We start from the raw sequence: 25,764 nt of genomic DNA, 5'->3' as shown, positions 1-25,764 counted from the left end.
GGATCCGCGAGGGGTCGTGGCGGCAGCATGACGGTAGTACGCGCACATTGATGAAGGAGACTGTCGTGTCGGCGAACAGCTTCGACGCCCGCAGCACGCTGCGCGTGGGCGACGAGTCGTACGAGATCTTCAAGCTGGACAAGGTCGAGGGCTCCGCGCGCCTCCCTTACAGCCTGAAGGTCCTCCTGGAGAACCTGCTCCGCACCGAGGACGGCGCGAACATCACCGCCGACCACATCCGGGCCCTCGGCAACTGGGACTCGCAGGCTCAGCCGAGCCAGGAGATCCAGTTCACGCCGGCCCGCGTGATCATGCAGGACTTCACCGGTGTGCCCTGCGTCGTCGACCTCGCCACCATGCGCGAGGCCGTCAAGGAGCTCGGCGGCGACCCGGCGAAGGTCAACCCGCTCTCCCCGGCCGAGCTGGTCATCGACCACTCGGTCATCGCCGACAAGTTCGGCACCAAGGAGGCCTTCGGCCAGAACGTCGAGCTGGAGTACGGCCGCAACAAGGAGCGCTACCAGTTCCTGCGTTGGGGCCAGACCGCCTTCGACGACTTCAAGGTCGTCCCGCCCGGCACCGGCATCGTCCACCAGGTGAACATCGAGCACCTGGCCCGCACCGTCATGGTCCGGGGCGGCCAGGCGTACCCCGACACCCTCGTCGGCACCGACTCGCACACCACCATGGTCAACGGCCTCGGCGTGCTCGGCTGGGGCGTCGGCGGCATCGAGGCCGAGGCCGCGATGCTCGGCCAGCCGGTCTCCATGCTCATCCCGCGCGTCGTCGGCTTCAAGCTGACCGGCGAGCTGCCGGCCGGCACCACCGCCACCGACCTCGTCCTCACGATCACCGAGATGCTGCGCAAGCACGGCGTCGTCGGCAAGTTCGTCGAGTTCTACGGCGAGGGCGTCGCCGCCACCTCCCTGGCGAACCGCGCCACCATCGGCAACATGTCGCCGGAGTTCGGCTCCACCGCCGCGATCTTCCCGATCGACGGCGAGACCCTGAACTACCTCAAGCTCACCGGCCGCTCCGAGCAGCAGGTCGCGCTCGTCGAGGCGTACGCCAAGGAGCAGGGCCTCTGGCTCGACCCGGCCGCCGAGCCCGACTTCTCCGAGAAGCTGGAGCTCGACCTCTCCACGGTCGTCCCCTCCATCGCCGGCCCGAAGCGCCCGCAGGACCGCATCGTCCTCGCGAACGCCGCCGAGCAGTTCAAGCAGGACGTCCGCAACTACGTGGACTGCGTCGACGAGGCGGGCCAGGAGTCCTTCCCGGCCTCCGACTCCCCGGCGATCGCGAGCTCGGCCCCGTCGAACCCGGTCCAGGTGACCGCCCCCGACGGCTCCACCTACACGCTCGACCACGGCGCCGTCACCGTCGCCGCGATCACCTCCTGCACCAACACCTCGAACCCGTACGTCATGGTCGCCGCCGCGCTCGTCGCGAAGAAGGCCGTGGAGAAGGGCCTGACCCGCAAGCCGTGGGTCAAGACCACCCTCGCCCCGGGCTCGAAGGTCGTCACCGACTACTTCGACAAGGCGGGCCTCACCCCGTACCTCGACAAGGTCGGCTTCAACCTCGTCGGCTACGGCTGCACCACCTGCATCGGCAACTCCGGCCCGCTGCCGGAGGAGGTCTCCAAGGCGGTCAACGACCACGACCTGGCCGTGACCTCGGTCCTCTCGGGCAACCGCAACTTCGAGGGCCGCATCAACCCCGACGTCAAGATGAACTACCTGGCCTCCCCGCCGCTGGTCGTCGCGTACGCCCTCGCGGGTTCCATGAAGGTGGACATCACCAAGGACGCCCTGGGCACCGACCAGGACGGCAAGCCGGTCTACCTGACGGACATCTGGCCGACCGAGGCCGAGGTCAACGACGTCGTCGCCAACGCCATCGGCGAGGACATGTTCAACAAGTCCTACCAGGACGTCTTCGCGGGCGACGCCCAGTGGCAGGCGCTGCCGATCCCGACCGGCAACACCTTCGAGTGGGACACCGAGTCCACCTACGTGCGCAAGCCCCCGTACTTCGAGGGCATGACGATGGAGACCACCCCGGTCTCCGACATCGCCGGCGCCCGCGTCCTGGCCAAGCTGGGCGACTCGGTCACCACCGACCACATCTCCCCGGCCGGTGCCATCAAGGCCGACACCCCGGCCGGCCAGTACCTCACCGAGCACGGTGTGGAGCGTCGTGACTTCAACTCCTACGGCTCGCGCCGTGGCAACCACGAGGTCATGATCCGCGGCACCTTCGCCAACATCCGCCTGCGCAACCAGCTCGCGCCGGGCACCGAGGGCGGCTACACCCGCGACTTCACCCAGGCGGACGGGCCGGTGTCGTTCATCTACGACGCCTCCCGCAACTACATCGAGCAGGGCACCCCGCTCGTCATCCTGGGCGGCAAGGAGTACGGCTCCGGCTCGTCCCGCGACTGGGCCGCCAAGGGCACCGCGCTCCTCGGCGTCAAGGTCGTCATCACCGAGTCGTACGAGCGCATCCACCGCTCGAACCTCATCGGCATGGGCGTCCTGCCGCTCCAGTTCCCGGAGGGCCAGTCGGCCGAGTCCCTCGGTCTGACCGGCGAGGAGACCTTCTCCTTCACCGGCATCGAGGAGCTCAACGAGGGCACCACGCCGCGCACGGTGAAGGTCACCACCGACACCGGCGTCGAGTTCGACGCGGTCGTCCGCATCGACACCCCCGGCGAGGCCGACTACTACCGCAACGGCGGCATCATGCAGTACGTGCTCCGGAACCTGATCCGCGGCTGACGCCGCAGGACCCGGTGACACCGGGCGGGCCCCGCTCCTCTTTCCGAGGAGCGGGGCCCGCTTCGCGTTTCCCTTCGATTCTCGAAGACGTGTCCGATTTGTCGTTCACGGGTTCGGGCGGCACCGCCCTCACGGGTCCCAGTACGGGTACACCGGGACCGGTGTCAAGGGTGTCGACGGACGGATGGTTGGACGAAACGCCGCAGATCCAGCGTGCTTATCCCGCAGGTCTCAACTCGGGAAAGATGGCTGTCGAAACCTGCTTTCGATCTTGCTCAGGCGAAGGGAAGTGGACTATACCTGTCGGCGTCCAGCCAGTCGGTTCCCACACACGACGGCCCGACGCCTGCACGACCCGGCTGCAAATGACCGCGGTGGCGGGGCCCTTCGCCTGTGGCGAGTTGAGAACGGGCGACCGGTACACCGCCTGAGTCCTGAATGAAGGCGAGGACTTGAGCATGGGATCCACCTCCGCACAGACCAATGGGGGCCTCGGCCGTCGCGATCTGATCAAGCGTTCCGCCGCTATCGGTCTGATCTCCGTACCGACCATGGGGTTCCTGTCCGCCTGTGCGAGCAGTGACAGCGGTGGCAACGGAAAGGTCGAGAAGGGGACGAAGTCCGACAAGAACCCGCTCGGCGTGAACGAGTCGGCGCCGCTCGACTTCGTCCTCTTCGACGGCGGATTCGGACAGCAGTACGCCAAGGACGCGATCAAGGTCTACGAGACCAATTACCCCAAGGCCAGCGTCAAGTTCACCCCGACCCAGAAGATCACCACCACGCTGCAGCCGCGCTTCAACGGCGGCACCCCGCCGGACCTCATCGACAACTCCGGCGCCGAGCAGATGGACATGGGCGTCCTCGTCGGCCAGAAGCAGCTGGCGGACCTCACCCCGCTGCTCGACGCGCCCTCGGTCGACGACCCGAGCAAGAAGGTCCGCGACACGCTGCGGCCCGGCATCGTCGAGATGGGCCAGTTCGACGGCGAGCAGTGCTGGATCCTCAACTACGCCTACACCGTCTACGGCGTCTGGTACTCGCAGAAGCTCCTCGACTCGCTCGACGCGAAGTACCCGGAGACCTGGGACGAGATGCTGGCCGTCTGCGAGAAGGCCAAGAAGAAGGGCATCGCCGCCTGGACGTACGCGGGCAAGCACCCGTACTACGTCCCCTTCTCGCTCTACCCGATGATCGGCAAGGTCGGCGGCCGCGAGGTCCTGGACGCCATCGACAACCTGGAGCCCAAGGCCTGGGAGCACCCCGCCGTCAAGGCGTGTTTCGAGGCGTACTACGAGCTGGTCCAGAAGGGCTACATCCTCAAGGGCACCCCCGGCCTCGACCACATCCAGTCGCAGACCGCCTGGACCGAGGGCAAGGCCCTGTTCATCCCGAACGGCTCCTGGGTGGAGAACGAGGCCGCGAAGACCATGCCGGCCGACTTCGGCCTGGCCGTCTCCGGCCCGACCGGCCTCGACGCCTCCGACAAGATGCCGTTCGGCACCATCTGGGCCGCCGGCGGCGAGCCCTTCGTCGTCCCGGCCAAGGCGAAGAACGCCGAGGGCGGCATGGAGCAGCTCCGCATCATGCTCAGCGAGGCCTCCTCCAAGAACTTCACGCAGTCCGTGAAGTCCCTGACCGCCCTCAACGGCGGCACCGACGGCATCGAGCTCTCCCCGGGCCTCAAGTCCGGCGTCGCCGCCCTGGAGAAGGCCGGCCAGAACGTCGTCAACCCGCGCCTCCAGGACTGGTACGTCGCCCTCCAGAAGGAGAAGATCGGCGTCGCCGGCATCGGCGAGATGATGGCCGGGCGCGCCACCCCGGCCGAGACGATCAAGAAGATCCAGAAGTTCGCCGACGAGGCGGCCAAGGACTCCTCGATCAAGCACTACAAGCACTGACGAGCGGTGCCGGGGCCCCTTCCCGCCGACCGGGAGCGGGCCCCGGCCCCTTGGCGCGCGGCACGAGCGGCGTGCCCGGCGCGGGAAAGATCGGGGTCGGTAGGACATGCAACACGGCAAGTACCGTTTCATCGTGGGGTTCCTGACGGCCCCCCTCGCGCTCTACGCGCTGTTCGTCATCTGGCCTTTCATCCAGTCCATCTACTACTCCCTCACGGACTGGACCGGACTGAGCCCCGAATTCGGAATGATCGGATTCGACAACTACAGCAGGATGCTGGACGACGAGATCTTCTGGAAATCGCTCCAGCACAGCCTGACCTTCGCGGTGGTGCTGCCGCTGGTGACCGTCGGCCTCGCGCTGTTCTTCGCCTTCATGCTCAATGTCGGCGGTCGGCGCCGCAAGGGCGCGGCCATCTCCGGTGTGCGCGGGTCCTCCTTCTACAAGATCGTGTATTTCTTCCCGCAGGTGCTGTCGATCGCGATCGTCGCGCTGCTCTTCCAGTTCGCGTACAACCCGAACAGCGGAGCCATCAACTCCGTGCTGAAGGGCGTCGGTCTCGGCAGCGTCCAGCCGGACTGGCTCGGAGACCCGGACCTCGCCCTCATCTGCGTGATGGTCGTCCTCGTCTGGTCCACCGTCGGATTCTTCGTCGTCCTCTTCTCGGCCGGCATGGCGTCCATTCCCAAGGACTTCTACGAAGCGGCCCTGCTCGACGGCGCGAACCGCTTCACCACCTTCTTCAAGATCACCCTGCCGCTGCTCTGGGACACCGTGCAGTCCGGCTGGATCTACATGGGCATCCTCGCCCTCGGGGCCGAGTCCTTCGCCGTCGTCCAGATCATGACCGTCGGCCCCAGCGGCGGCGGACCCGACTACTCGACCATCGTCCTGCCGCTGTACGTGTACCAGAAGGCGTTCCGGGACGGTCAGGCCGCCTACGCCACGACCATCGGCGTCGCCCTGCTCCTCGTGACGCTGGCCTTCGCGGCCGTCGTGATGAAGCTGGGCCGGCGCGAGCGCCTGGAGTTCTGATGAAGATCACCGACACGACCCCCGCCGGAGTGGACGGCTCCGGCTCCCCGGCGGAACCGGACCCCGTGGTCGCCAAGACGACCGCCCCCGCGCCCCGCAAGGAGCCGAAGGGCGAGGGCGCGACCCTCAACGTCTTCTCCCACGGCATCCTGATCCTCTGGGCGATCATGGTCGTCATGCCGCTGCTCTGGGCGGTCATGACCTCCTTCAAGACCGACCGGGCGATCTTCACCTCCCCGTGGGCGCTGCCCGACAGGCTGCACTTCGAGAACTGGTCGCGCGCCTGGACCGAGGCGCACATGAGCGACTACTTCCTGAACACCATCCTGGTGGTCGGCGGCTCGCTGATCGGCACGCTGCTCCTCGGCTCGATGGCGGCCTACGTCCTGGCCCGCTTCGAGTTCCCGGGCAACCGCTTCCTCTACTTCCTCTTCATCGGGGGAATGAGCTTCCCGATCATCCTGGCGCTCGTGCCGCTGTTCTACGTGATGCAGAACATGGCCCTGCTCAACACGCTGCACGGCCTGATCCTCGTCTACATCGCGTACTCGCTGCCGTTCACGGTCTTCTTCCTCACGGCCTTCTTCCGCACCCTGCCGACCTCGGTGGCGGAGGCGGCCTTCGTGGACGGGGCCTCGCACACCCGGACCTTCTTCCAGGTGATGCTGCCGATGGCCAAGCCGGGCCTCATCAGCGTCGGCATCTTCAACTTCCTGGGGCAGTGGAACCAGTACCTGCTGCCGACCGTGCTCAACACCGAGCCGGAGCGGAAGGTGCTCTCGCAGGGCCTCGTCCAGCTGGCGGTCAGCCAGGGCTACAAGGGCGACTGGTCGGGCCTCTTCGCCGGTCTGGTGATGGCCATGCTCCCGGTCCTCGTCGCGTACATCGTCTTCCAGCGGCAGGTGGTGGCCGGTCTGACCGCCGGCGCCGTGAAGTGATCCCCGGGGCCGCACCGGCCCCGCCACCGCTCCCGAAGGGCCCCCGGCGCACCGCGCGCCGGGGGCCCTTCGGGTCGTACGGGACGGGGCCCTTCCGGCGGTACCGGGCGGAGCCCTTCCGGCGGTACGGGACCGGGGGAGGGCGGCCCGGGAAACCCGGTGCGAACACCGTGTGACCCTCACCTCCGACACTCAAGGTCTTGACGGGGAGCAAGCCGAAAGCGTCCCCTTAGAGTTCACATGTTGGAGAAAACGGTGGGAGTGAGTGAGTCGATGGAGACTCCGGGGTCGCAGACTTCTCTGCACAGGGCCAATCTCGAACGGGTCGTCCGGGCGGTGCGCATGGCCGGCTCGCTCACCCAGGCGGAGATCGCCCGGGCGACGGGCCTCTCCGCCGCCACGGTCTCCAACATCGTGCGGGAGCTGAAGGACGGCGGCACCGTCGAGGTCACGCCCACCTCGGCCGGGGGCCGCCGGGCCCGCAGCGTCTCGCTCTCCGGCGACGCCGGCATCGTGATCGGGGTCGACTTCGGCCACACCCACCTGCGGGTCGCCGTCGGCAACCTCGCCCACCAGGTGCTCGCCGAGGAGGCCGAGCCGCTCGACGTCGACGCCTCCGCCGCCGAGGGCTTCGACCGGGCGGAACAGCTGGTCAAACGGCTGATCCTGGCCACCGGGATCGGCCCCGACAAGGTGATCGGCGTCGGCCTCGGCGTACCGGGCCCGATCGACGTCTCCTCCGGGACCCTCGGCTCGACGTCGATCCTGCCGGGGTGGAGCGGCATCAACCCCGCCGAGGAGCTTTCGGGCCGCCTCGGGGTCCCCGTGCACGTCGACAACGACGCCAACCTCGGCGCGCTCGGCGAGCTGGTCTGGGGCGGCGGCCGGGGCGTCAAGGACCTGGCGTACATCAAGGTGGCCAGCGGCGTCGGCGCCGGCCTGGTCATAGACGGACGGGTCTACCGGGGCCCCGGCGGCACCGCGGGGGAGATCGGGCACATCACCCTGGACGAGTCGGGGCCGGTCTGCCGCTGCGGCAACCGCGGCTGCCTGGAGACCTTCACGGCCGCCCGCTACGTCCTGCCGCTGCTCCAGCCCAGCCACGGGCCCGACCTGACCATGGAGCGGGTCGTCCAGCTCGCCCGGGAGGGCGACCCCGGCTGCCGCCGGGTGATCGCGGACGTCGGACGGCACATCGGCAGCGGCATCGCCAACCTCTGCAACCTCCTCAACCCCAGCCGGGTGGTGCTCGGCGGGGACCTCGCAGAGGCCGGTGAGCTGGTCCTGGCGCCCATCAGGGATTCCGTCTCGCGGTACGCGATCCCCAGTGCCGCCCGGCAGCTCTCACTGGCCCAGGGGGCCCTCGGCGGGCGCGCCGAGGTGCTGGGCGCGCTCGCCCTCGTGCTGAGCGAAATGGGCGATTCGACCCTGTTGGAGAGCGCCCTGCCCGCCGCCGCTCCGGCCTCTCGGCTTGCCTTCACTTAGATAACGAACACCACCGTTGTCATCTCGTTAAGAATTTACTTCTTGACGTCAACGTTGCGGCCGAGTTGACTTCGTGCCACCTCGGCCGCAACGTCGCGGCCTCGTCAGGGAGGCAACCCCAAATGAACGCAGTGACGCGTCGTGCCGTCATAGCCACGGCCGCGGTGTCGATGGCCCTCTCGCTCGCCGCCTGTGGCCAGGCCGGCGGCGACGACAGCGGCGACAAGGGCAGCTCGACCAAGATCGGTCTGCTCCTGCCCGAGAACAAGACCTCGCGCTACGAGGCCCTGGACAAGCCCCAGTTCGAGAAGGCCGTCAAGGCCGCGTGCGGCGACTGCGAGGTCGTCTACAACAACGCCGTCTCCGACGTCGTCAAGCAGAAGCAGCAGTTCGACCAGTTCATCGCCGACGGCATCAAGGTCATCGCCCTCGACCCGGTGGACGCCACCAAGGCCGAGAGCTGGGTCAAGGACGCCAAGGCCAAGGGCGTCAAGGTCGTCGCGTACGACCGTGCCGTCAAGGGCGCCGACGCCTACGTCAGCCACGACAACAACAAGGTCGGCGAGCTCCAGGGCCAGGCCCTGCTGACCGCGCTCGGCGACAAGGCCGCCGCCGCCAACGTCGTGATGATCAACGGCGACGAGAAGGACCCGAACGCCGCCCTGTTCAAGAAGGGCGCCCACACCGCGCTCGACGGCAAGGTCGGCAAGATCGCCTACGAGGCCTCCGGCGAGTGGGACCCGAAGATCGCCGGCGAGAAGATGTCCGCCGCGATCTCCTCGGTCGGCAAGGACAAGATCGGCGCCGTCTACTCCGCCAACGACGGCATGGCGGGCGGCATCGTCACCTCCCTGGAGAACGCCGGCATCAAGGGCATCCCGGTGGGCGGCCAGGACGCCGAGGTCGCGGGCATCCAGCGCATCATCGCCGGCACCCAGACCTTCACGATCTACAAGTCGCCGCTCCAGCTGGCCCCCGAGGCCGCCAAGTTCGCGGTGAACCTGCTCCAGGGCAAGGACCTCGGCGCCCAGGGCGACACCGACGGCGTGCCGTCCACGCTCTTCCCGCCGGTCGTGGTCGACAAGACCAACATCCAGGACACGGTCGTCAAGGACGGCATCTACAAGGCCGCCGACCTCTGCACCGCGGACCTCGCCGCCAAGTGCACCGAGCTGGGCGTCAAGTAACCCCCGCTCCACCCCGCCGGGCCCCCGAGGGCCCGGCACCACGGATCCCGGCCCGGCCCCGCCCGGCCCCCGGCCGTCTCCCGACCGAGACGGCGCCGGACGCGCGGCCCCGCCGCTCGCGTACAGAGGGTGAACACCCCGTACGACGACCGGCGACGGGCCGGGATCCCTCCCCCGAGCCCGTCCGGTCCCCGGCCGACCCAGACCCCGCTGTCGGTCCGGGGACCGGACGAAGCCCACCCCCCAGAACTTTGTTGGCGCTGCACCGGCGGCGCGACGTGCCGCCGTCCGCGGGCGGCGAAGGAGTTGGTTCACGTGTCCCAGACGCCCGTGCTGGCGTTGCGCGGGATCTTCAAGCGATTCGGAGCGGTCCAGGTCCTCTCCGGTGTCGATCTCGAAGTCCACGCAGGTGAGGTCGTCGCGCTCGTCGGCGACAACGGAGCGGGAAAGTCCACGCTGGTCAAGACGATCGCCGGCGTGCACCCTATCGACGAGGGCGTCATCGAGTGGGAGGGCGAGCGGGTCGAGATCTCCCGCCCGCAGGACTCCCAGAACCTCGGCGTCGCGACCGTCTACCAGGACCTCGCCCTCTGCGACAACCTCGACGTCGTCGCCAACCTGTTCCTCGGCCGCGAGATCAAGAAGGGCGGCGTCCTCGACGAGGTCGCCATGGAGAAGCGCGCGAAGGACCTGCTCTCCACCCTCTCCATCCGCATCCCCAGCGTCCGCATCCCCGTCGCCGCCCTCTCCGGCGGCCAGCGGCAGGTCGTGGCCATCGCCCGCGCCCTGGTCGGCGACCCGAAGATCGTGATCCTCGACGAGCCGACCGCCGCCCTCGGCGTCGAGCAGACCGCCCAGGTCCTCGACCTGGTCGAGCGGCTGCGCGAGCAGGGCCTCGGCGTCGTCCTCATCAGCCACAACATGGCCGACGTGAAGGCCGTCGCGGACACCGTGGCCGTCCTCCGCCTGGGCCGCAACAACGGCACCTTCCCGGTCGCCACCACCACGCACGAAGAGATCATCGCCGCGATCACCGGAGCCACGGACAACGCCGTGACCCGCCGCCAGGCCCGCAACGCGGAGGTAGCGAAGTGAGCAAGACCCCTCCCGCCGCGAGCGAAGAGGCCGCGGTGCCCGAGCCCCGCACCCCCGACGCCGACGCGCCGGCCACCGAGACCCCGGCCGCCGCCGCGATCCCCGCCGTCGACCCCCGCCTCCTCGTCCGCGAGCAGGGCTTCAAGGGCTACGTCGACGAGTTCAAGCGCAAGATCCGCTCCGGCGAGATCGGCTCGCTGCCCGTCGTCGTCGGCCTGATCGTCATCGGCGTGGTCTTCCAGGCCCTCACCGGCAACTTCATCACCTCGTACAACCTCGACCAGATCACGCTGTACGCGGTCGGCCCCGGCATCATGGCCGTCGGCATCGTCTTCGTGCTGCTGCTCGGCGAGATCGACCTCGCCGTCGGCTCCGTGGCCGGTCTGGCCGGCTCCGTCTGGGGCGTCCTCGGCACCGACATGCCCGACGGCCTCGCCATCCTCCTCGGCATCCTGTCCGGCACCCTGATCGGCGCCTTCCACGGCATCGTGTTCGCCAAGATCGGCGTGCCCGCCTTCGTCGTCACCCTCGCCGGCTTCCTCGGCTGGGCCGGCCTCCAGACCTGGGTGATGGGCGAGCGCTCCACCATCTCCACCCCGATCGGCAGCTTCGTCAACGACCTCACGAAGTACTACTTCTCCGACGTCGCCGCCGCCTACGGCCTGGCCGTCGCCGTGATCGCCGCCTTCTACCTGGCCCAGTTCCGCGACGCGCACCGCCGCAAGGCCGCCGACCTGCCGCACCGCCCGCAGAGCGAGATCATCCTGCGCACCGCCGTCCTGGCGGTCCTGGTCCTCGTCGCCGCGTACGGCTTCAACCAGGAGCAGGGCCTGCCGCTCTCCCTGGTGATCTTCCTGGTGATCCTGCTCGTCACCGACTTCGTGCTGCGCCGCACCACCTACGGCCGCCAGGTCTTCGCGGTCGGCGGCGGCATCGAGGCCGCCCGCCGCGCCGGCATCAACGTCTCGTGGATCCGGATCTCGGTCTTCATGATCTCCGGCACCATGGGCGCGATCGGCGGTCTGTTCCTCGCCTCCGCGACCGGCGGCGCCGACCGCTCCCTCGGCGGCGGCAACCAGCTCATGATGTGCATCGCCGCGGCGGTCATCGGCGGCACGTCCCTGTTCGGCGGACGCGGCAAGGTCTGGTCGGCGCTCCTGGGCATCCTGGTCATCCAGTCCATCGTCCAGGGCCTCAACCAGATGAACCTGTCCTCGAACGCGATCCAGTACATGATCACCGGAGCGGTCCTGCTCATCGCCGTGATCATCGACTCCGTCTCCCGCAAGACCCAGAAGACGGCCGGACGCGCCTAGCGCCCGGAAAAACGGCGGGGCGCGCCCGGAAAGGCCCCGCCACGCGCGCGTAACGCTCGCCACACCTGCCCGGCGCCGTGAAACCGGCGCCGGGCACCGGTGCGTCCGGACCAGTGCACACGCCCGCACGGAGCCGTACGGATCATCGGCCCGTAGACCGTCGGAGTGACGCCTCACTCCCCGGCCCGCTGCCCACGATCCAAGACGGAACATTAGACTCGACAAATCGGCAAGCTCGACCAGCTCAAACGCAAGGAGGAACGGGTGGCTCTGCTGACCCGTATCAGGGGACCGCGAGACCTGGACCGGCTCTCCCCGGAACAGCTGGACCAGCTGGCCGACGAGATCCGGACGTTCCTCGTGGACGCCGTCTCCAAGACCGGCGGGCACCTCGGGCCCAACCTGGGCGTGGTCGAGCTGACCATCGCCCTGCACCGGGTGTTCGACTCCCCGAAGGACAAGGTCCTCTGGGACACCGGCCACCAGAGCTACGTCCACAAGCTGCTCACCGGCCGCCAGGACTTCTCGAAGCTCAAGATGAAGGGCGGCCTCTCCGGCTACCCCTCGCAGGCCGAGTCCGAGCACGACGTCATCGAGAACTCGCACGCCTCCACGGTCCTCGGCTGGGCCGACGGCCTGGCCAAGGCGAACGAGGTCCTGAAGAAGGACGACCACGTCGTGGCCGTCATCGGCGACGGCGCCCTCACCGGCGGCATGGCCTGGGAGGCGCTGAACAACATCGCCGCCGCCAAGGACCGCCCGCTGGTCATCGTCGTCAACGACAACGAGCGCTCCTACGCGCCCACCATCGGCGGCCTCGCCACCCACCTGGCGACCCTGCGCACCACCGACGGCTACGAGCGCTTCCTCGCCCGCGGCAAGGACATCCTGGAGCGCACCCCGGTCGTCGGGAAGCCGCTCTACGAGACCCTGCACGGCGCCAAGAAGGGCCTCAAGGACTTCATCGCCCCCCAGGGCATGTTCGAGGACCTCGGCCTCAAGTACGTCGGCCCCATCGACGGCCACGACATCGAGGCCCTGGAGTCCGCCCTGACGCGCGCCAAGCGCTTCGGCGGCCCCGTCATCGTCCACTGCCTCACCGAGAAGGGCCGCGGCTACCAGCCCGCCCTCCAGGACGAGGCGGACCGCTTCCACGCCGTCGGCAAGATCCACCCCGACACCGGTCTGCCCCTCGCCACCTCCGGCGCCGACTGGACCGGCGTCTTCGCCGACGAGATGGTCGCCCTCGGCAAGGAGCGCGCGGACATCGTCGCCATCACCGCGGCCATGCTCCAGCCCGTCGGCCTCGACAAGTTCGCCAAGGCCTTCCCTGAGCGGGTCTTCGACGTCGGCATCGCCGAGCAGCACGGCGCGGTCTCCGCGGCCGGCCTCGCCACCGGCGGCCTCCACCCGGTCTTCGCGGTGTACGCCACCTTCCTCAACCGCGCCTTCGACCAGGTCCTGATGGACGTGGCCCTGCACAGGTGCGGCGTCACCTTCGTCCTCGACCGGGCCGGCGTCACCGGCACCGACGGCGCCTCCCACAACGGCATGTGGGACATGTCGATCCTCCAGGTCGTGCCCGGCCTGCGGCTCGCCGCCCCGCGCGACGCCGACCAGGTCCGCGCCCAGCTGCGCGAGGCCGTCGAGGTCACCGACGCCCCCACCGTGGTCCGCTTCTCCAAGGGCGCCGTCGGCCCCGCCGTACCGGCCCTGCGCCGCGTCGGCGGCATGGACGTGCTCCGCGAGCCCGGCACCGACAGGCCCGACGTCCTCCTGGTCTCCGTCGGCGCCCTGGCGCCGATGTGCCTGGAGATCGCCGACCTGCTCGACCGGCAGGGCATCTCCACCACCGTGGTCGACCCCCGCTGGGTCAAGCCGGTCGACGAGGCCCTCGCCCCGCTCGCCGCGCGCCACCGGGTCGTCGTCACCGTCGAGGACAACAGCCGCGTCGGCGGCGTCGGCTCGGCCGTCGCCCAGGCGCTCCGCGACGCCGGCGTGGACGTCCCGCTGCGCGACTTCGGCATCCCGCCGCGCTTCCTCGACCACGCCTCCCGCGCCGAGGTCCTCGCCGAGATCGGCCTGACCGCCCCGGACGTCGCCCGGCAGGTCACCGGCCTCGTCTCGCGCCTCGACGGCCGGTACGAGGAGAGCGCCGAGGAGAGCGGCGCCAAGACCGTGGAACCCGCCCGGGACTGACCCCGCACCACCTCCGCACCACCCTTTGGGCCGGTCGGTTCACCCTCCCGGGTGCCGACCGGCCCGTTCGCGTGCATTCTGGCTCTGTCCGGGCAGACGTCATCACAGCCTCCGACCCGCGGAGGCACCGAGACCGACGTCGGGCGGAGCGCGGAGGTACCACGGTGAGTACGGACCAGCAGCCACGGGCGAACTCCGGGATGTTCCGGACCAAATCGGTCGAGCAGTCGATCCGGGACACGGAGGAGCCGGAGCACGCCCTCCGGAAGTCCCTGTCCGCCTGGGACCTGACGGTCTTCGGCGTCGGCGTCATCATCGGCACCGGCATCTTCGTCCTCACCGGCAAGGTCGCCAAGGAGAACGCCGGCCCGGCGACGGCCCTCGCCTTCGTCGCCGCCGGCATCGTCTGCGCCCTCGCCGCCCTCTGCTACGCCGAGTTCGCCTCGACGGTGCCGGTGGCCGGATCGGCGTACACCTTCGCGTACGCCTCCATCGGCGAACTGCCCGCCTGGATCATCGGCTGGGACCTCGTCCTGGAGTTCGCGCTCGGGACGGCGGTGGTGGCCGTCGGCTGGTCCGGCTACGTCCGCTCGCTCATGGACAACATCGGCTGGCACCTGCCGGCCGCCCTGGAGGGCCCGGACGTCGCGGGCGGCACCTTCGACATCCTGGCGTTCCTGCTCGTCCTGGTCATCACCGTCGTCCTCGTCCTGGGCATGAAGCTCTCCGCCCGGATCACCGCGCTCGTCGTCGCGATCAAGGTGACCGTGGTGATGATCGTGATCGTCGCCGGCCTGTTCTTCATCGTCGGCGACAACTACAAGCCCTTCATCCCGCCCGCCGTCACCCCCGAGGGCGGCGGCTCCGGCTGGGACTCCCCGATGGTCCAGCTGATCTTCGGCTACGAGCCGACGAACTTCGGCGTCATGGGCATCTTCACCGCCGCCTCCGTGGTCTTCTTCGCCTTCATCGGCTTCGACGTGGTGGCCACCGCCGCCGAGGAGACCAAGCTGCCGCAGCGGGACATGCCCCGGGGCATCCTCGGCTCGCTCCTCATCTGCACCGTGCTCTACGTGGCCGTCTCCCTCGTCGTCACCGGCATGCAGAACTACAAGGAGCTGTCCGTCAGCGCCCCGCTCGCCGATGCCTTCAAAGCCGCCGGCCACCCCTTCTACGCGGGCGTGATCAGCTTCGGCGCCGCCGTCGGCCTCACCACGGTCTGTCTGATCCTGCTGCTCGGCCAGACCCGCGTCTTCTTCGCGATGAGCCGCGACGGCCTGCTGCCGCGCTTCTTCTCCGTCACCCACCCCCGGTTCAAAACCCCGTACCGGCCGACGATCCTGCTCGGCGTGATCATCGCGATCGTCGCCGGCTTCACCAGCATCAACGAGCTGGCGACCCTGGTGAACATCGGCACCCTCTTCGCCTTCGTGATGGTCGCGGCCGGCGTCATCGTGCTCCGCCGCACCCGCCCCGACCTGCCGCGCGCCTTCCGCACCCCCTGGGTGCCCGCGCTGCCGATCATCTCCATCGCGGCCTCGTTCTGGCTGATGCTCAACCTGCCGGGCGAGACCTGGTTCCGCTTCGCGGTCTGGATGGCGATCGGCGTCGTCGTGTACTTCCTGTACGGGCGGAGTCACAGCCGGTTGGGCCAGGAGGGCCGGGAAGCCCGGTACTGAGGGGCCGCCGGGAGCGGTGCCGAAGGCGCGGGAAGGGCGGGTCGGAAGGGGCCGCTACAGTCGGCTCGTACCCGACCCGCATCCTGATTGACCGGAGCGCTGCACTCCCATGGCGAATCGATCCGAGGCCCCCGCCACCCACCTCCACGGCTCTCCCGACACCCCGCAAGTGAGGGGTTCCTGGCTGGCCCGGGGGAAGGACGGCAGACTCAGCGCCTACCTGCCCCGGAACGGCGGGGCGGTGCGCTGGACCGAGGGCGCCGACGGCGGCTGGAGCGGGCCCGAGGCGATCGGCGGGGGCAGCGGCGGGCTGCTCCCCAGCCTCTCGGTGGGCCAGGGCGCCGACGGGTACGTCCACCTCGTCGGTCTGCGACCCGTGGCGGGCGGCGAGCCGGACCGCGTCGAGCTGGTGCACAGCACCCAGTACCAGACGGGCCGCCCGGCCCTGGAGTGGCGCTCGATCACCCACCCCAACGGCGCCGCCTTCCGGTGGACCGGGACCCCGAGCGTGACCGTGGACGGCATCGGGCGCGCGTACGTCTTCTGCCGGAACGGCGGCGGCGGCATCAGCGTGCGGGCGCAGAAGGACGCGGGCGGCTGGCACCCGTGGTGGGACCTGCTCGGCTCCAAGACCGACCCCCTGCCGGTGGCCGTCACCAACGGTTCGGGTTTCGTCGAGCTGTACTCCTCGCACGCCGCGGGGCTCGTCCGCTACGTGCAGCGCGAGTCCGGCGCGAAGCCGCTCCGCGAGGAGCTCCTGCCCGCCCCGGTCACCATGGGCACCATGGGCGCCGTGCGGGGGCCCTCCGGACACGTCACGGCCTTCTACCTGGACAGGGAGGGGAGGGTGTGCGCCTGGTCGCCCGAGCGGGGCCTGGCGCCCACGCCCCTCGTCGACGCGGCCGGCGAGGGCCCGCTGACCGTCGTCAGCCGTTCCGTCGACGGCGTCGACCACACGCTGATCGCCCAGCGCGACGCCTCGGGGCGGGTGGTGTTCGCCTCCTACCCGGCGGAGCGGGAGGGGTCGGAGCCGCGCTGGTCCGCGCCCGGTCCCGAGGTCCAGGGCCCCCCGGCCCTGCGGAGCGACGCCTCCGGCGGTCTCGTCGCCGCGGCGGTCGCGGCGGGCGGCGAGCCGATAGTGGCGCGCGGGCAGGACGGTCCGGACGCCGTCCCGGGGGCGTGGGCGCGCATCTGACCCCGGACGCACCGGTGCCCCGGACCCCCTTGAGGGGTCCGGGGCACCGTCCTGCCGGGGCGTTCGGTCAGCCGCCCGTGGCGGGGGACTTCTTCGCGGACTCGGGGATCTCGGCGTCCTCGCGGATCGCCTTCCAGAGCTGGGAGGCGTTCGGCTCGGCGGCCACGACGCGGTTCGGGTCCTTCTTGTCGTAGGCGACCGGCAGCATGATCGTCTCCATGTTCTGCGGGTCGACGCCGTTCAGGCTCCGGCCGAACTCGCTGAGCGAAGTCAGGGAGGCCAGCGCGGAGTCGGTGGTGAGCGCCTTGGTCGCCGAGCTGGCGATCTTGTAGCTCTTGGCGGGGCTGCCCAGCAGGTCCTGCTTCTTGACCTCGGAGAGGAGGGAGGTCAGGAACTGCTGCTGGAGGCTGATGCGGCCGAGGTCGCTGCCGTCGCCGACGCCGTGCCGGGTGCGGACGAAGGCGAGGGACTGGGTGCCGTCGAGCCGCTGCTCGCCGGCGGCGAGGTGGAGGCCGCTCTGCTTGTCGTCGATCGGCTCCTTCACGTCGACCGTGACCCCGCCGATGGTGTCGACCAGGTCCTTGAACCCGGCGAAGTCGATCTCCAGGAAGTGGTCGAGCCGGACCCCGGACATCGCCTCCACGGTCTTGACCACGCAGGCCGGGCCGAACTGGGCGTAGACGGAGTTGAACATGACCCGCTGGGCCGAGGGCGCGGCCGAGCCGTCGCGGCGGGAGCACTCGGGCCGGGTGACCAGGGTGTCGCGCGGGATGCTCACGGCGACGGCCTCGGTCCGCCCCTCGGGCACGTGCACGACGAGCGCGGTGTCCGAGCGGCTCCCGCCGACGTCGCCGCCGGCCAGGTCGCCGTTGGCGCCGGCCCGCGAGTCGGAGCCCAGGACCAGCAGGTTCTGGCCGCTGGTTGGCAGCTTCTCCGGGCGGTCGTCGCCGAGCGCCTTCTCGATGTCGACGCCCTTGATGTTGCCGTCGAGGCTGTTGTACATCCAGTACAGGCCACCGCCCGCGGCCAGGACCAGGACGAGGAGCGTCAGCAGGACGATGCGGCCGGTCCTGCGCCGCTTGCGGGCCGGACGCGAGGCGCGGGCGGAACGTCGGCCGCCGGTGTCGGGCGTGCGTGTGTCCTGGCTCATGGTGCGGTGATTCCTCGCATCTGCTGGCAGCGTCGGGCGATGGGGAACCCGGTTTCCCCCCGGGTCTCACAGGGGCCACGGGCGCCTGTGACCGTGCAGTATAGGCCGCTGTCGTAAATGTGTACGACCGGGACGGATTTTTCCGACCCCCGTGCGGCCGACTATCGTTCCCGGAAGGCGTCGGTCGAAAGGGCGATCGACGGAGTGGGGAACGGCAGTCGACGACAGGGGGCGGAGATGGCGCGCGGAACCGACCGGAGAGCACGCTCCGGGCGCCTCGTGGGCGACGCCCGGCCCGGCGGCGCGGGCCTGCTGCTCCTGGCGGTGGCCACGCCCGCCGACGCGATCGCGCCGCTCGGCGCGGAGCCGCCCGGCGTGCCCGTCGCCGTGGTCTGCCTCGGCCCGGGGGAGCCCGGCGAGACGGAGGCGCTCGCCTCCGCCCTGGCCGCCGCGCGGGAGCGCGGACACCGGATCGCCGGCAAGCCGTACGTCCTCGACCCCCGGGACGACGCCGAGGAGCGCCTGCTCGACCTCTTCCTCGACCTCGGCCCGACCCGGATCGGCACGCTCGACCCCGACCCGGAGAGCGTCGCCGTCGAGGGCGCGGAGCGGAAGTACGCGGTCCTCGAACCCCCCGGCCGCGGTGCCGCCGCCCGCGCCGCCCTGCACGCGGCGCGCGCCTGCCAGGAGCGCACCGGCCGGCCCGTCTACGTGGACTGCCGGCGCGCCGGCGTCGAGCCGTACGCCCCCGGGGAGGCCGCCTCCCGGTACCCCCGGCAGAGCCGCTGGCTCAACCGGGGCGCGGACGGGCGGCTCTCCGTCCACCTGCTGTCCGCCGCCGGCGTCCTGCGCTGGACGGAGACCGTGCCGGGGGGCCCGGACTGGGAGGGCCCCGAGTCGCTGGAGACGCCGCCGGAGCTGATGCCGGGCCTCACCGTGCTCCAGGGGCCCGACGGGTACGTCCGGCTCCTCGGCCTGCGCAGGGCCACGGACAAGGGGGCCCAGGCCCTGGAGGTCGTCACCGCCGTCCAGTACCAGAGCGGCCGGCCGCTCGCCCCCTGGCAGTCGATCGGCAACCCGAACGCGCGCGAGTGGGAGCGGGCCCGGCAGCTCGGCTTCCCCGTCGCCACGCTCGACGCCCAGGGCGCCCTGCACGTCTTCGTGCGCAACGTCGGACGCGGCATCAGCACCCGGCGCCAGGACCGGAACGGGCACTGGACCGGCTGGGAGCACCTGCGCGGCCTGCGGATCGCCGACGAGCTGGCCGCCCTTCCCGCCCCGGACGGCGGCGTCGACCTCGTGGCCCGGCGCCGCGACCACGCGCGGGCCGTGCACTGGCACTACGACCCGGCGGCCCGGAGCTGGACGGAGGACCGGACGGTCCCGGTGCGGATGGTCCCCGGCAGCCTCGCGGCCGCCCCCGAGGCCGGCGGCGTCCGGTTCCGGTACGCCGACACCAACGAGCTCTGTCTCTGGAGACCGGGCGCGCCCGCGCCGGAGGCCCTGGGCGGCGCCGACGGGAGCGGCGCCGCGACCGGGGCCGTCGGCGCGGCGGTCCAGGGCTGGTCCTGTACGGTGCTGGTCCGGCCGGGCGGCGACGGGACGTCCGTGATCGGGGTGCACGCCGACGGCCGCCCCGACACGGGAACCTGGTGGGCGCCCGGCGGTGAGCGCTCCCTGGTGGCGCCGGCGGTGGCCCTGGACGTCGCGGGACGCGCGGTGGTCGCCGTCCTCGGCACCGACGGGAGACCCAGGATCATGCGTCAGCGCGAAGGGGCGGAGGGGCTGGACTTCGAGCCCTGGCGCGTGCTTTGACGCAGATGGGACCCACCGGGCCCCTATGGTCAAACTTTCGAACACCGCTCTTTTTTGCTACTGTCGTGCCGTCTTTATGTGAACCACAAGTGGACCACATGTGTGGATCGCGTGGACGGCCCCTGGCTCGGGTGCTCCGCGCGGCAGGCCAATGGCTGCCCTGCCGCCCAGATGTCCGTGCGCCGATGACTGAGGGGCTCATGCAGAAGCTGTCACTCCGGGCTGTCCAGAAACTCACGTGCAAGAAGCGTGACGCCTGGTGGACCGTCCTCCTCGTCGACCCCGTCGCGACCCGGCTGGTCTGCCTGTTCGCCCGGTTCAACTGGATCACCCCGAACCGCGTCACGTGGGCCGCCCTCTTCGTCGGCCTCGGCTCGGCCTTCTTCTTCCTGGAGGGCGACTACACGTCCCTGGCGATCGGCGCCGGGCTGTACCACATCAGCTTCATCCTCGACTGCATCGACGGCAAGCTCGCCCGCCTCAAGGGCAACGGCTCCGTGTTCGGCGGCTGGCTGGACTACGTCTTCGACCGCATCCGGGTGCTGTTCTGCGCCCTGGCGCTGATGGGCGGACAGTTCCTCCGGACCGACGAGCCCGTCTTCCTGCTCGCCGCCCTCGTCGTCGTCTTCCTCGACATGCTCCGCTACGTCGACGCGCTCCAGATCTACAAGATGCGCATGTCCATGCGCGCCAAGATCGAGGCCGTCACCCTCGCCCGGCAGGCCGACGCCGGCGTGAGCGAGGAGGAGCAGAAGGTCGTCTTCATGGAGGACCTGCTCCGCGAGAACCCGCTCGCGGAGGGCGACACCCTCAAGGCGGCCGCGACCACCAAGCCCGGCCAGCCCGAGGTCATCGACCTCCACCAGCAGTTCCGCAAGAGGTTCCCCTGGTACGCCCGGTTCCGCCACGCCCTCCTGCGCAGCCGCATCCGGCCGCACCTGATCAGCGGCATCGAGTTCCAGATGTTCATCTTCATCGTCGGCCCCCTCGTCGGCCACGTCCTGGTGACGACCGCGGCCTCCGCGATCCTCCTGGGCGCCTTCGAGCTCGTGATCATGTTCAAGTTCTGGCTCTCCACCCGGGACTTCACGCGCACGATGGAACGCCTCGCGCCCGACAGCGTGCCCACCCGCGCGGGCTCCATCTCGCCCCATCTCCAGGCCGGCCGGCACCGCCGCCGCGAGGGCGAGCAGGACCTCCCGGACGCCGGGCCGGACGCGTGGACGGACCGGGACGCCCCGTACGCCCAGGACGGCCGGACGGAGCAGGACGGCTGGAACGAGCAGGTCATGTGGATGGACCAGCGCTTCCCCGCCCCCGAGCCCGACGACGACCCCGGCTTCCAGCCGTACCCGCACCCCTACCCCGACACCCGCGACGGGTACGACGCGCACGACACGTACGACGGCCACGACGGCCACGGCAGCCACAACGGCCACAGTGGATACAACGGCCACAACGGGCACGGCGGGCAGGACACCGCGTGGCTCCCGCGGGTCCCCGCGCAGCCCCACCCCGGCCAGTACCACGTGGACTCGGGGCAGAACTGGTCATGAGCGTTCCGCCGGACATCACGCACTACCGCGTGAGCATCGTGGTACCCGCCTACAACGCGAGTGCCACGCTCTCCCGCGCCCTCCAGTCGGCCCTCTCCCAGACCCACCGCAACGTCGAGGTCCTGGTCGTCGACGACTGCTCCGCCGACGGCACGCTGCTCACCGCCCGCCAGTTCGCCCAGGACGACCGGGTGCGGATCATCGAGCGGCCGGAGAACAGCGGCGGCTGCGGCGCGCCCCGGAACAACGGCATCGAGGCCGCCACCGGCGAGTACGTGATGTTCCTCGACGCCGACGACGAGCTGCCGCTCAAGGCCGTCGAGGAACTGCTCTCCTCCGCGCTCGCCACCGGCTCCGACGTCACCGCCGGCCGCGCCCTGCGCGTCAACCTGGGCACCGACGAGGTCACCGTCTGGCAGCCGCAGCTCTACGCCGGGGACCGGACCGTCGGGGGCCTCGGCGCCCTCCCCGAGCTCTTCAGCGACCCCATCGCGGCCGGCAAGCTCTACCGCCACGACTTCCTCGACGACTTCGGCATCCGCTTCCCCGAAGGCGTCTTCTTCGAGGACACCTACTTCTCGACGGTCGCGAACTTCCACGCCCGCTCCCTCACCCTCCTCGCCACCCCCGTCTACCGGTGGATGTGGGAGCGCGAGGGCGACCAGCCGTCCATCACCAACCGCCGCCACGAGCTCCGCAGCATCCGCGACCGGGTCCTCGTCCACCAGTACACCGACCGCTTCCTCGCCGACGTCGGCCGCCCGGACCTGCTCGCCCACAAGGGCGCCAAGTTCCTCACGCACGACCTGCGCCTCTACACCCCCGAGCTGCGCACCGGCGACGAGACCTACCGCCGCGGCTTCGTGCGGGCCGTCGCCCCGTACCTCCAGGGCCTGAACCCGCAGACCTACGACCTGTGCGGGCCCATGGAGCGGGTGCGCGCCTTCGGCCTCATGCACGGGCGGACCGACATCGCCGTGTCGGCGGCCGACTTCACCGGCCGCCGCAGCGTCGTCAGCTCCGACGTCGTCGAGCGCGACGGCCGCGTCTACTGGTCGGCCTCGATGCTCGGCATCGACGGCGCCGAGCGGTTCCTCGACGTCACCGACCTCGAACTGACCGGCACCAAGCTCGCCGACGCGCGGCTGTACAACGAGGCGTCCCGGGTCGAGATCGTCGGCGACCGGCTGCACATCGCCGGCGCCGTCAGGAACCAGTTCGGCCGCGTCGACCCCGAGGGCAAGATCTCCCTGGTGGCCGTGTTGCGCCGCCGCAGCACCAAGACGGACCACCACTTCCCCGCCACCGGCGTGGAGGTCGACGAGCACTGGATCCGCTACCACGCCACGATCGACCTGGCCGCCACCCTCGGCAAGGCCGGCCAGGGCGGCCACTGGAACTTCTTCGTCCAGCTCCGGTACGGCGGGGAACGCGCCTCCACCGCGCTCAACATCAGCGCCGTCGACACCCAGGACCTGCGGTACGCCGCCGACGCGGCGACCTACGAGGTCTACGAGACGGTCAGCGGCAACCTCGGCCTGCGCCCGCAGACCACCGAGACCCGGTCCAAGGTCCAGCCGCGCGGCACCCCGTGGCTCTGGTGGCAGGACGCCCCGCCGCCGGCCCCGGCCACCGCCCCCGGCCGGTACGCGGCGGCGGTCGTCGTCCACTGCCGCAACGACGAGTACAACCTCCCCGACTTCCTCGGCTCGCTCTCCGCCCAGGCGAACTTCCCCGACCTCGAAGTCGTGTTCGTCGACGACGGCTCCACCGACGCGACGCCGTACCTGCTCGCCGACTTCACCGCGTGGCACCCCAACGCCCGCGTGATCACGCAGTACAGCCTCGGCCTGCGCTCCTCCTTCGACCACGGGCTCCGGTACGTCAGCTCGGCCTACGTCATGTTCGCGCGGGCCCGCGACATCCTCGGCGAGGCCGCGGTCGCCCGGCTGCTGTCCGCCGCCCGCCGCGTCGACACCGGCGTCGATGTCGTCGTCGGCCGCGCCGACAACTTCCCCGGCCCGGAGCGCAACGGCGAGGAGCCCTGGCAGCGGTACTTCAAGGAGACCGACGCCGTCGACCGCCTCGACGACGCGCCGTACCTGGTCTTCTCCGCCTCCCTCGGCGCGAAGCTGTTCAAGACCTCCTACGTGCGCGCCCAGCGCCTCCGCTGCGGCCCGGGCCCCGGCTTCGAGGACGACTGGTTCACCGTCCCGGCGCTGCTGCGCTCCCGTCGCATCGCGATCGCCCGCGGCGCCCGCTTCTACGAGCGCGACGAGGAGCTGCGGGGCTCCCTCTTCGACCGGCCGTGGAACGACCCGGTGAAGAGCCAGGAACTCGTCCGGCTCGCCGCCCACGTGCTGAAGGCGGTCCAGGACCAGCCGGAGCGCACGGTGCGCCTCGCGCAGCGCTTCGTCGTGCGCTCGCTCCAGCCCTACGTGCGCAACATGCACCGGGTCATGAGCAAACCGGAGATCGCCGCCGCCCTGCCCTGGCTGCACGAGATCTACGCCGGGATACCCGCCGACCTGATCCTCCAGTACACCGTCCAGCCGCTGGCCCGGATCCAGCACCACGCGATCGTCACCAACGACCTGGACCTGTTCGCCGAACCGCGGACCACGCCGGACTACCTGCCGACCCTCTACCTCGACGACGAGGGCGTCTACCGCAGGCTCGCCGGCGACCCGATCGACACCGCGCTGCTGCGCGTCCCGCGGATCGGCGCCGTCCTGGAGACCTTCGACTGGACCAGCGGCGAGATCGAGTTCCAGGGCCTGCTGGTCCTGGCCGCCACGGACATCGACCGGCCCTTCACCAACCGCGTCGAACTGGTCCTCTCCGACGGCCGGCGCGAGCACGCCGTCCCGGTCGAGCAGATCTACCGGCGCGACCGCTGGCGCACCCGCAAGGACCAGGACCTGTACTCCGGGTGGCGGGCCCGCGTCCGTACCACCAGGCTGGCGTCCGCCCTCGCCAACGCCGAACTCACCCTCACGATCCGCGTCCACGAGGGCGGCCGGCACCACGACACCCCGCTGGCCGCCCGCCAGATGCTCCACCGCTTCAAGGGCGTGCACACCCGGGGCAAGGAGCGCTTCGTGCTCTCCGTCGAGGAGGACGAGACGCCCAGGGTCCGCTGGGTCCGGGGCTTCCTCGCCCGCCGGAGGGACAAGCGCCGCCGCTTCTTCCGGGAGCTGCGCGCCTCGCTGCCCGGCCGCCCCGGCTGGCGCACCCGCCTGATGTACTGGCTGACCCATCCGCTCCTGCACCGCAAGGGCATCTGGATCATCGGCGAGCGCGAGGACACCGCCCAGGACAACAGCTACCACCTGTTCAAGTGGATCCGGCAGAACCACCCCCGCCGCAAGGTCTACTACTCCATCAACCGCACCTCGGCCGACTGGGCCAAGCTCGCCCCGCACGGCCAGGTCATCGACCGCCTCTCCTGGAAGCACCGCGCGTACCTGCTGCACGCCGAGCGCCTGATCAACGCCTACGACCTGGAGGCGTACCTCGGCTTCCCCGGGCTGCCCAAGCGCGCCTTCCTGCGCGGCTACGGAGACCTGCTGCGCTACAAGCGGGTCTTCCTCCAGCACGGCGTCGTCTACAACGACGTGGTGGCCTCCATCCACGCCCAGGCCACCAACGTCGACATGGTGCTCACCACCGGCCGCAGCGAGCGCGCCTACTTCGCCGAGCACTGCGGCTACGGCTACGACCGCGTCGCCGCCACCGGGCTGCCGCGCTACGACGCGCTCGCCCCGGTGCCGGGCCTGCGCCGGATCCTGGTCATGCCGACCTGGCGGCGCGACATCGTCGCCCCCTCGTACAACAAGGCGGCGAAGCCCGAGGTCCCCTTCGCGGCCTCCCAGTACTACCGCTTCTTCTCCTCGCTGCTGCGGGACGAGCGCCTGCTGCGGGCCCTGGAGTACTACGGCGTCGAGCTGGAGTTCATGCCGCACTACGAGATCCGGCCGTACCTCAAGCACTTCACGATCGACCACCCGTCCATCACGGTGTCCACCACCGGCCGGGACGTCCAGCTCGCGATGCGCGAGTGCTCGATGCTGGTCACCGACTACTCGTCCGTGTTCTTCGACGTGGCCTACATGGGCAAGCCGATCGTCTACACGAACTTCGACGACGAGGAGTTCTACAGCAAGCACTACAAGCGCGGGTACTTCGACCTGGGGCGGGACGGCTTCGGTCCGGCGTGTGCGACGGTCGAGCACGCCGTGCACGAGATCATCGGCTCGATCGAGCGCGGCTTCCAGGTCGAACCCGAGTACCAGCGCCGCGCGGCCGAGTTCTTCGTGCTGCGCGACACGTCGAACTGCGAACGGGCGTACCGCGTCATCGAGACGCTGGACTCCTCGGTCGTGGCGGACCCCGACTCCGGCGACCACCGCGGGGTGCAGATTCCATGAAG

15 protein-coding genes are annotated in these 25,764 nt (G+C 70.4%); 14 read left to right on the top strand and 1 reads right to left on the bottom strand.

Annotation, left to right across the window (positions count from 1 at the left end):
* Positions 1-65 precede the first annotated feature (65 nt).
* The 11 genes from acnA to AB0398_RS26740 all read left to right on the top strand — a co-directional run bounded on the left by acnA (position 66) and on the right by AB0398_RS26740 (position 16,811).
* Positions 66-2,780, top strand: a complete 2,715-nt coding sequence (gene acnA / locus AB0398_RS26790) for an aconitate hydratase AcnA (RefSeq protein WP_366378181.1) — start codon at positions 66-68, stop codon at positions 2,778-2,780.
* 458 nt (positions 2,781-3,238) lie between these two features.
* The gene (gene ngcE / locus AB0398_RS26785; protein WP_366378180.1) at positions 3,239-4,681 is read left to right on the top strand and encodes an N-acetylglucosamine/diacetylchitobiose ABC transporter substrate-binding protein; all 1,443 of its coding nucleotides are present in this window, start codon (positions 3,239-3,241) and stop codon (positions 4,679-4,681) included.
* Positions 4,682-4,787: 106 nt separating this feature from the next.
* On the top strand, positions 4,788-5,717 hold the full coding sequence (locus tag AB0398_RS26780; protein WP_366378179.1) for a sugar ABC transporter permease: 930 nt from the start codon (positions 4,788-4,790) through the stop codon (positions 5,715-5,717).
* Positions 5,717-6,655 carry a carbohydrate ABC transporter permease gene (locus AB0398_RS26775; protein ID WP_366378178.1) on the top strand — a complete coding sequence of 313 codons (939 nt, stop codon included), beginning with the start codon at positions 5,717-5,719 and terminating at the stop codon, positions 6,653-6,655. Before AB0398_RS26780 ends, AB0398_RS26775 begins: the two co-directional genes overlap by 1 nt.
* Positions 6,656-6,928: 273 nt before the next feature.
* Positions 6,929-8,140: an ROK family transcriptional regulator gene (locus AB0398_RS26770; protein WP_366378258.1), complete on the top strand. Its 1,212-nt coding sequence runs from the start codon at positions 6,929-6,931 to the stop codon at positions 8,138-8,140.
* Positions 8,141-8,262: 122 nt separating this feature from the next.
* Positions 8,263-9,327 carry a substrate-binding domain-containing protein gene (locus AB0398_RS26765; RefSeq protein ID WP_366378177.1) on the top strand — a complete coding sequence of 355 codons (1,065 nt, stop codon included), beginning with the start codon at positions 8,263-8,265 and terminating at the stop codon, positions 9,325-9,327.
* A gap of 315 nt (positions 9,328-9,642) precedes the next feature.
* Entirely contained in the window at positions 9,643-10,422 is a 780-nt protein-coding gene (locus AB0398_RS26760) for an ATP-binding cassette domain-containing protein (RefSeq protein ID WP_366378176.1), read from the top strand.
* A 35-nt stretch (positions 10,423-10,457) separates the two neighbouring features.
* Positions 10,458-11,738 (top strand): sugar ABC transporter permease, encoded by a 1,281-nt coding sequence (locus AB0398_RS26755; protein ID WP_366378257.1) that lies wholly within the window; start codon positions 10,458-10,460, stop codon positions 11,736-11,738.
* 264 nt (positions 11,739-12,002) lie between these two features.
* Positions 12,003-13,937 carry a 1-deoxy-D-xylulose-5-phosphate synthase gene (gene dxs, locus AB0398_RS26750; RefSeq protein WP_366378175.1) on the top strand — a complete coding sequence of 645 codons (1,935 nt, stop codon included), beginning with the start codon at positions 12,003-12,005 and terminating at the stop codon, positions 13,935-13,937.
* Positions 13,938-14,137: 200 nt separating this feature from the next.
* Entirely contained in the window at positions 14,138-15,616 is a 1,479-nt protein-coding gene (locus tag AB0398_RS26745; protein ID WP_366378256.1) for an amino acid permease, read from the top strand.
* 109 nt (positions 15,617-15,725) lie between these two features.
* Positions 15,726-16,811 carry a hypothetical protein gene (locus AB0398_RS26740; protein ID WP_366378174.1) on the top strand — a complete coding sequence of 362 codons (1,086 nt, stop codon included), beginning with the start codon at positions 15,726-15,728 and terminating at the stop codon, positions 16,809-16,811.
* 67 nt (positions 16,812-16,878) lie between these two features.
* Here AB0398_RS26740 and AB0398_RS26735 read toward each other — a convergent pair whose 3' ends face one another.
* Positions 16,879-17,961: an LCP family protein gene (locus tag AB0398_RS26735; RefSeq protein ID WP_366378173.1), complete on the bottom strand. Its 1,083-nt coding sequence runs from the start codon at positions 17,959-17,961 to the stop codon at positions 16,879-16,881.
* 237 nt (positions 17,962-18,198) lie between these two features.
* Between AB0398_RS26735 and AB0398_RS26730 the strand changes: the two genes are divergently transcribed.
* The 3 genes from AB0398_RS26730 to AB0398_RS26720 all read left to right on the top strand — a co-directional run bounded on the left by AB0398_RS26730 (position 18,199) and on the right by AB0398_RS26720 (position 25,762).
* Positions 18,199-19,776, top strand: a complete 1,578-nt coding sequence (locus AB0398_RS26730) for a hypothetical protein (RefSeq protein WP_366378172.1) — start codon at positions 18,199-18,201, stop codon at positions 19,774-19,776.
* A gap of 185 nt (positions 19,777-19,961) precedes the next feature.
* Positions 19,962-21,332, top strand: a complete 1,371-nt coding sequence (locus tag AB0398_RS26725) for a CDP-alcohol phosphatidyltransferase family protein (protein WP_366378171.1) — start codon at positions 19,962-19,964, stop codon at positions 21,330-21,332.
* A 29-nt stretch (positions 21,333-21,361) separates the two neighbouring features.
* Complete coding sequence (locus AB0398_RS26720) at positions 21,362-25,762, top strand: glycosyltransferase (RefSeq protein ID WP_366378170.1); 4,401 nt, start codon at positions 21,362-21,364, stop codon at positions 25,760-25,762.
* The last annotated feature ends 2 nt before the right edge of the window (positions 25,763-25,764 follow it).

This window comes from Streptomyces sp. NPDC086147 (genome assembly GCF_040702165.1).
GTDB lineage: Bacteria > Actinomycetota > Actinomycetes > Streptomycetales > Streptomycetaceae > Streptomyces.
The sequence above is the reverse complement of the archived record's forward strand: the minus strand, read 5'-3'. Positions and strand labels throughout refer to the sequence as shown.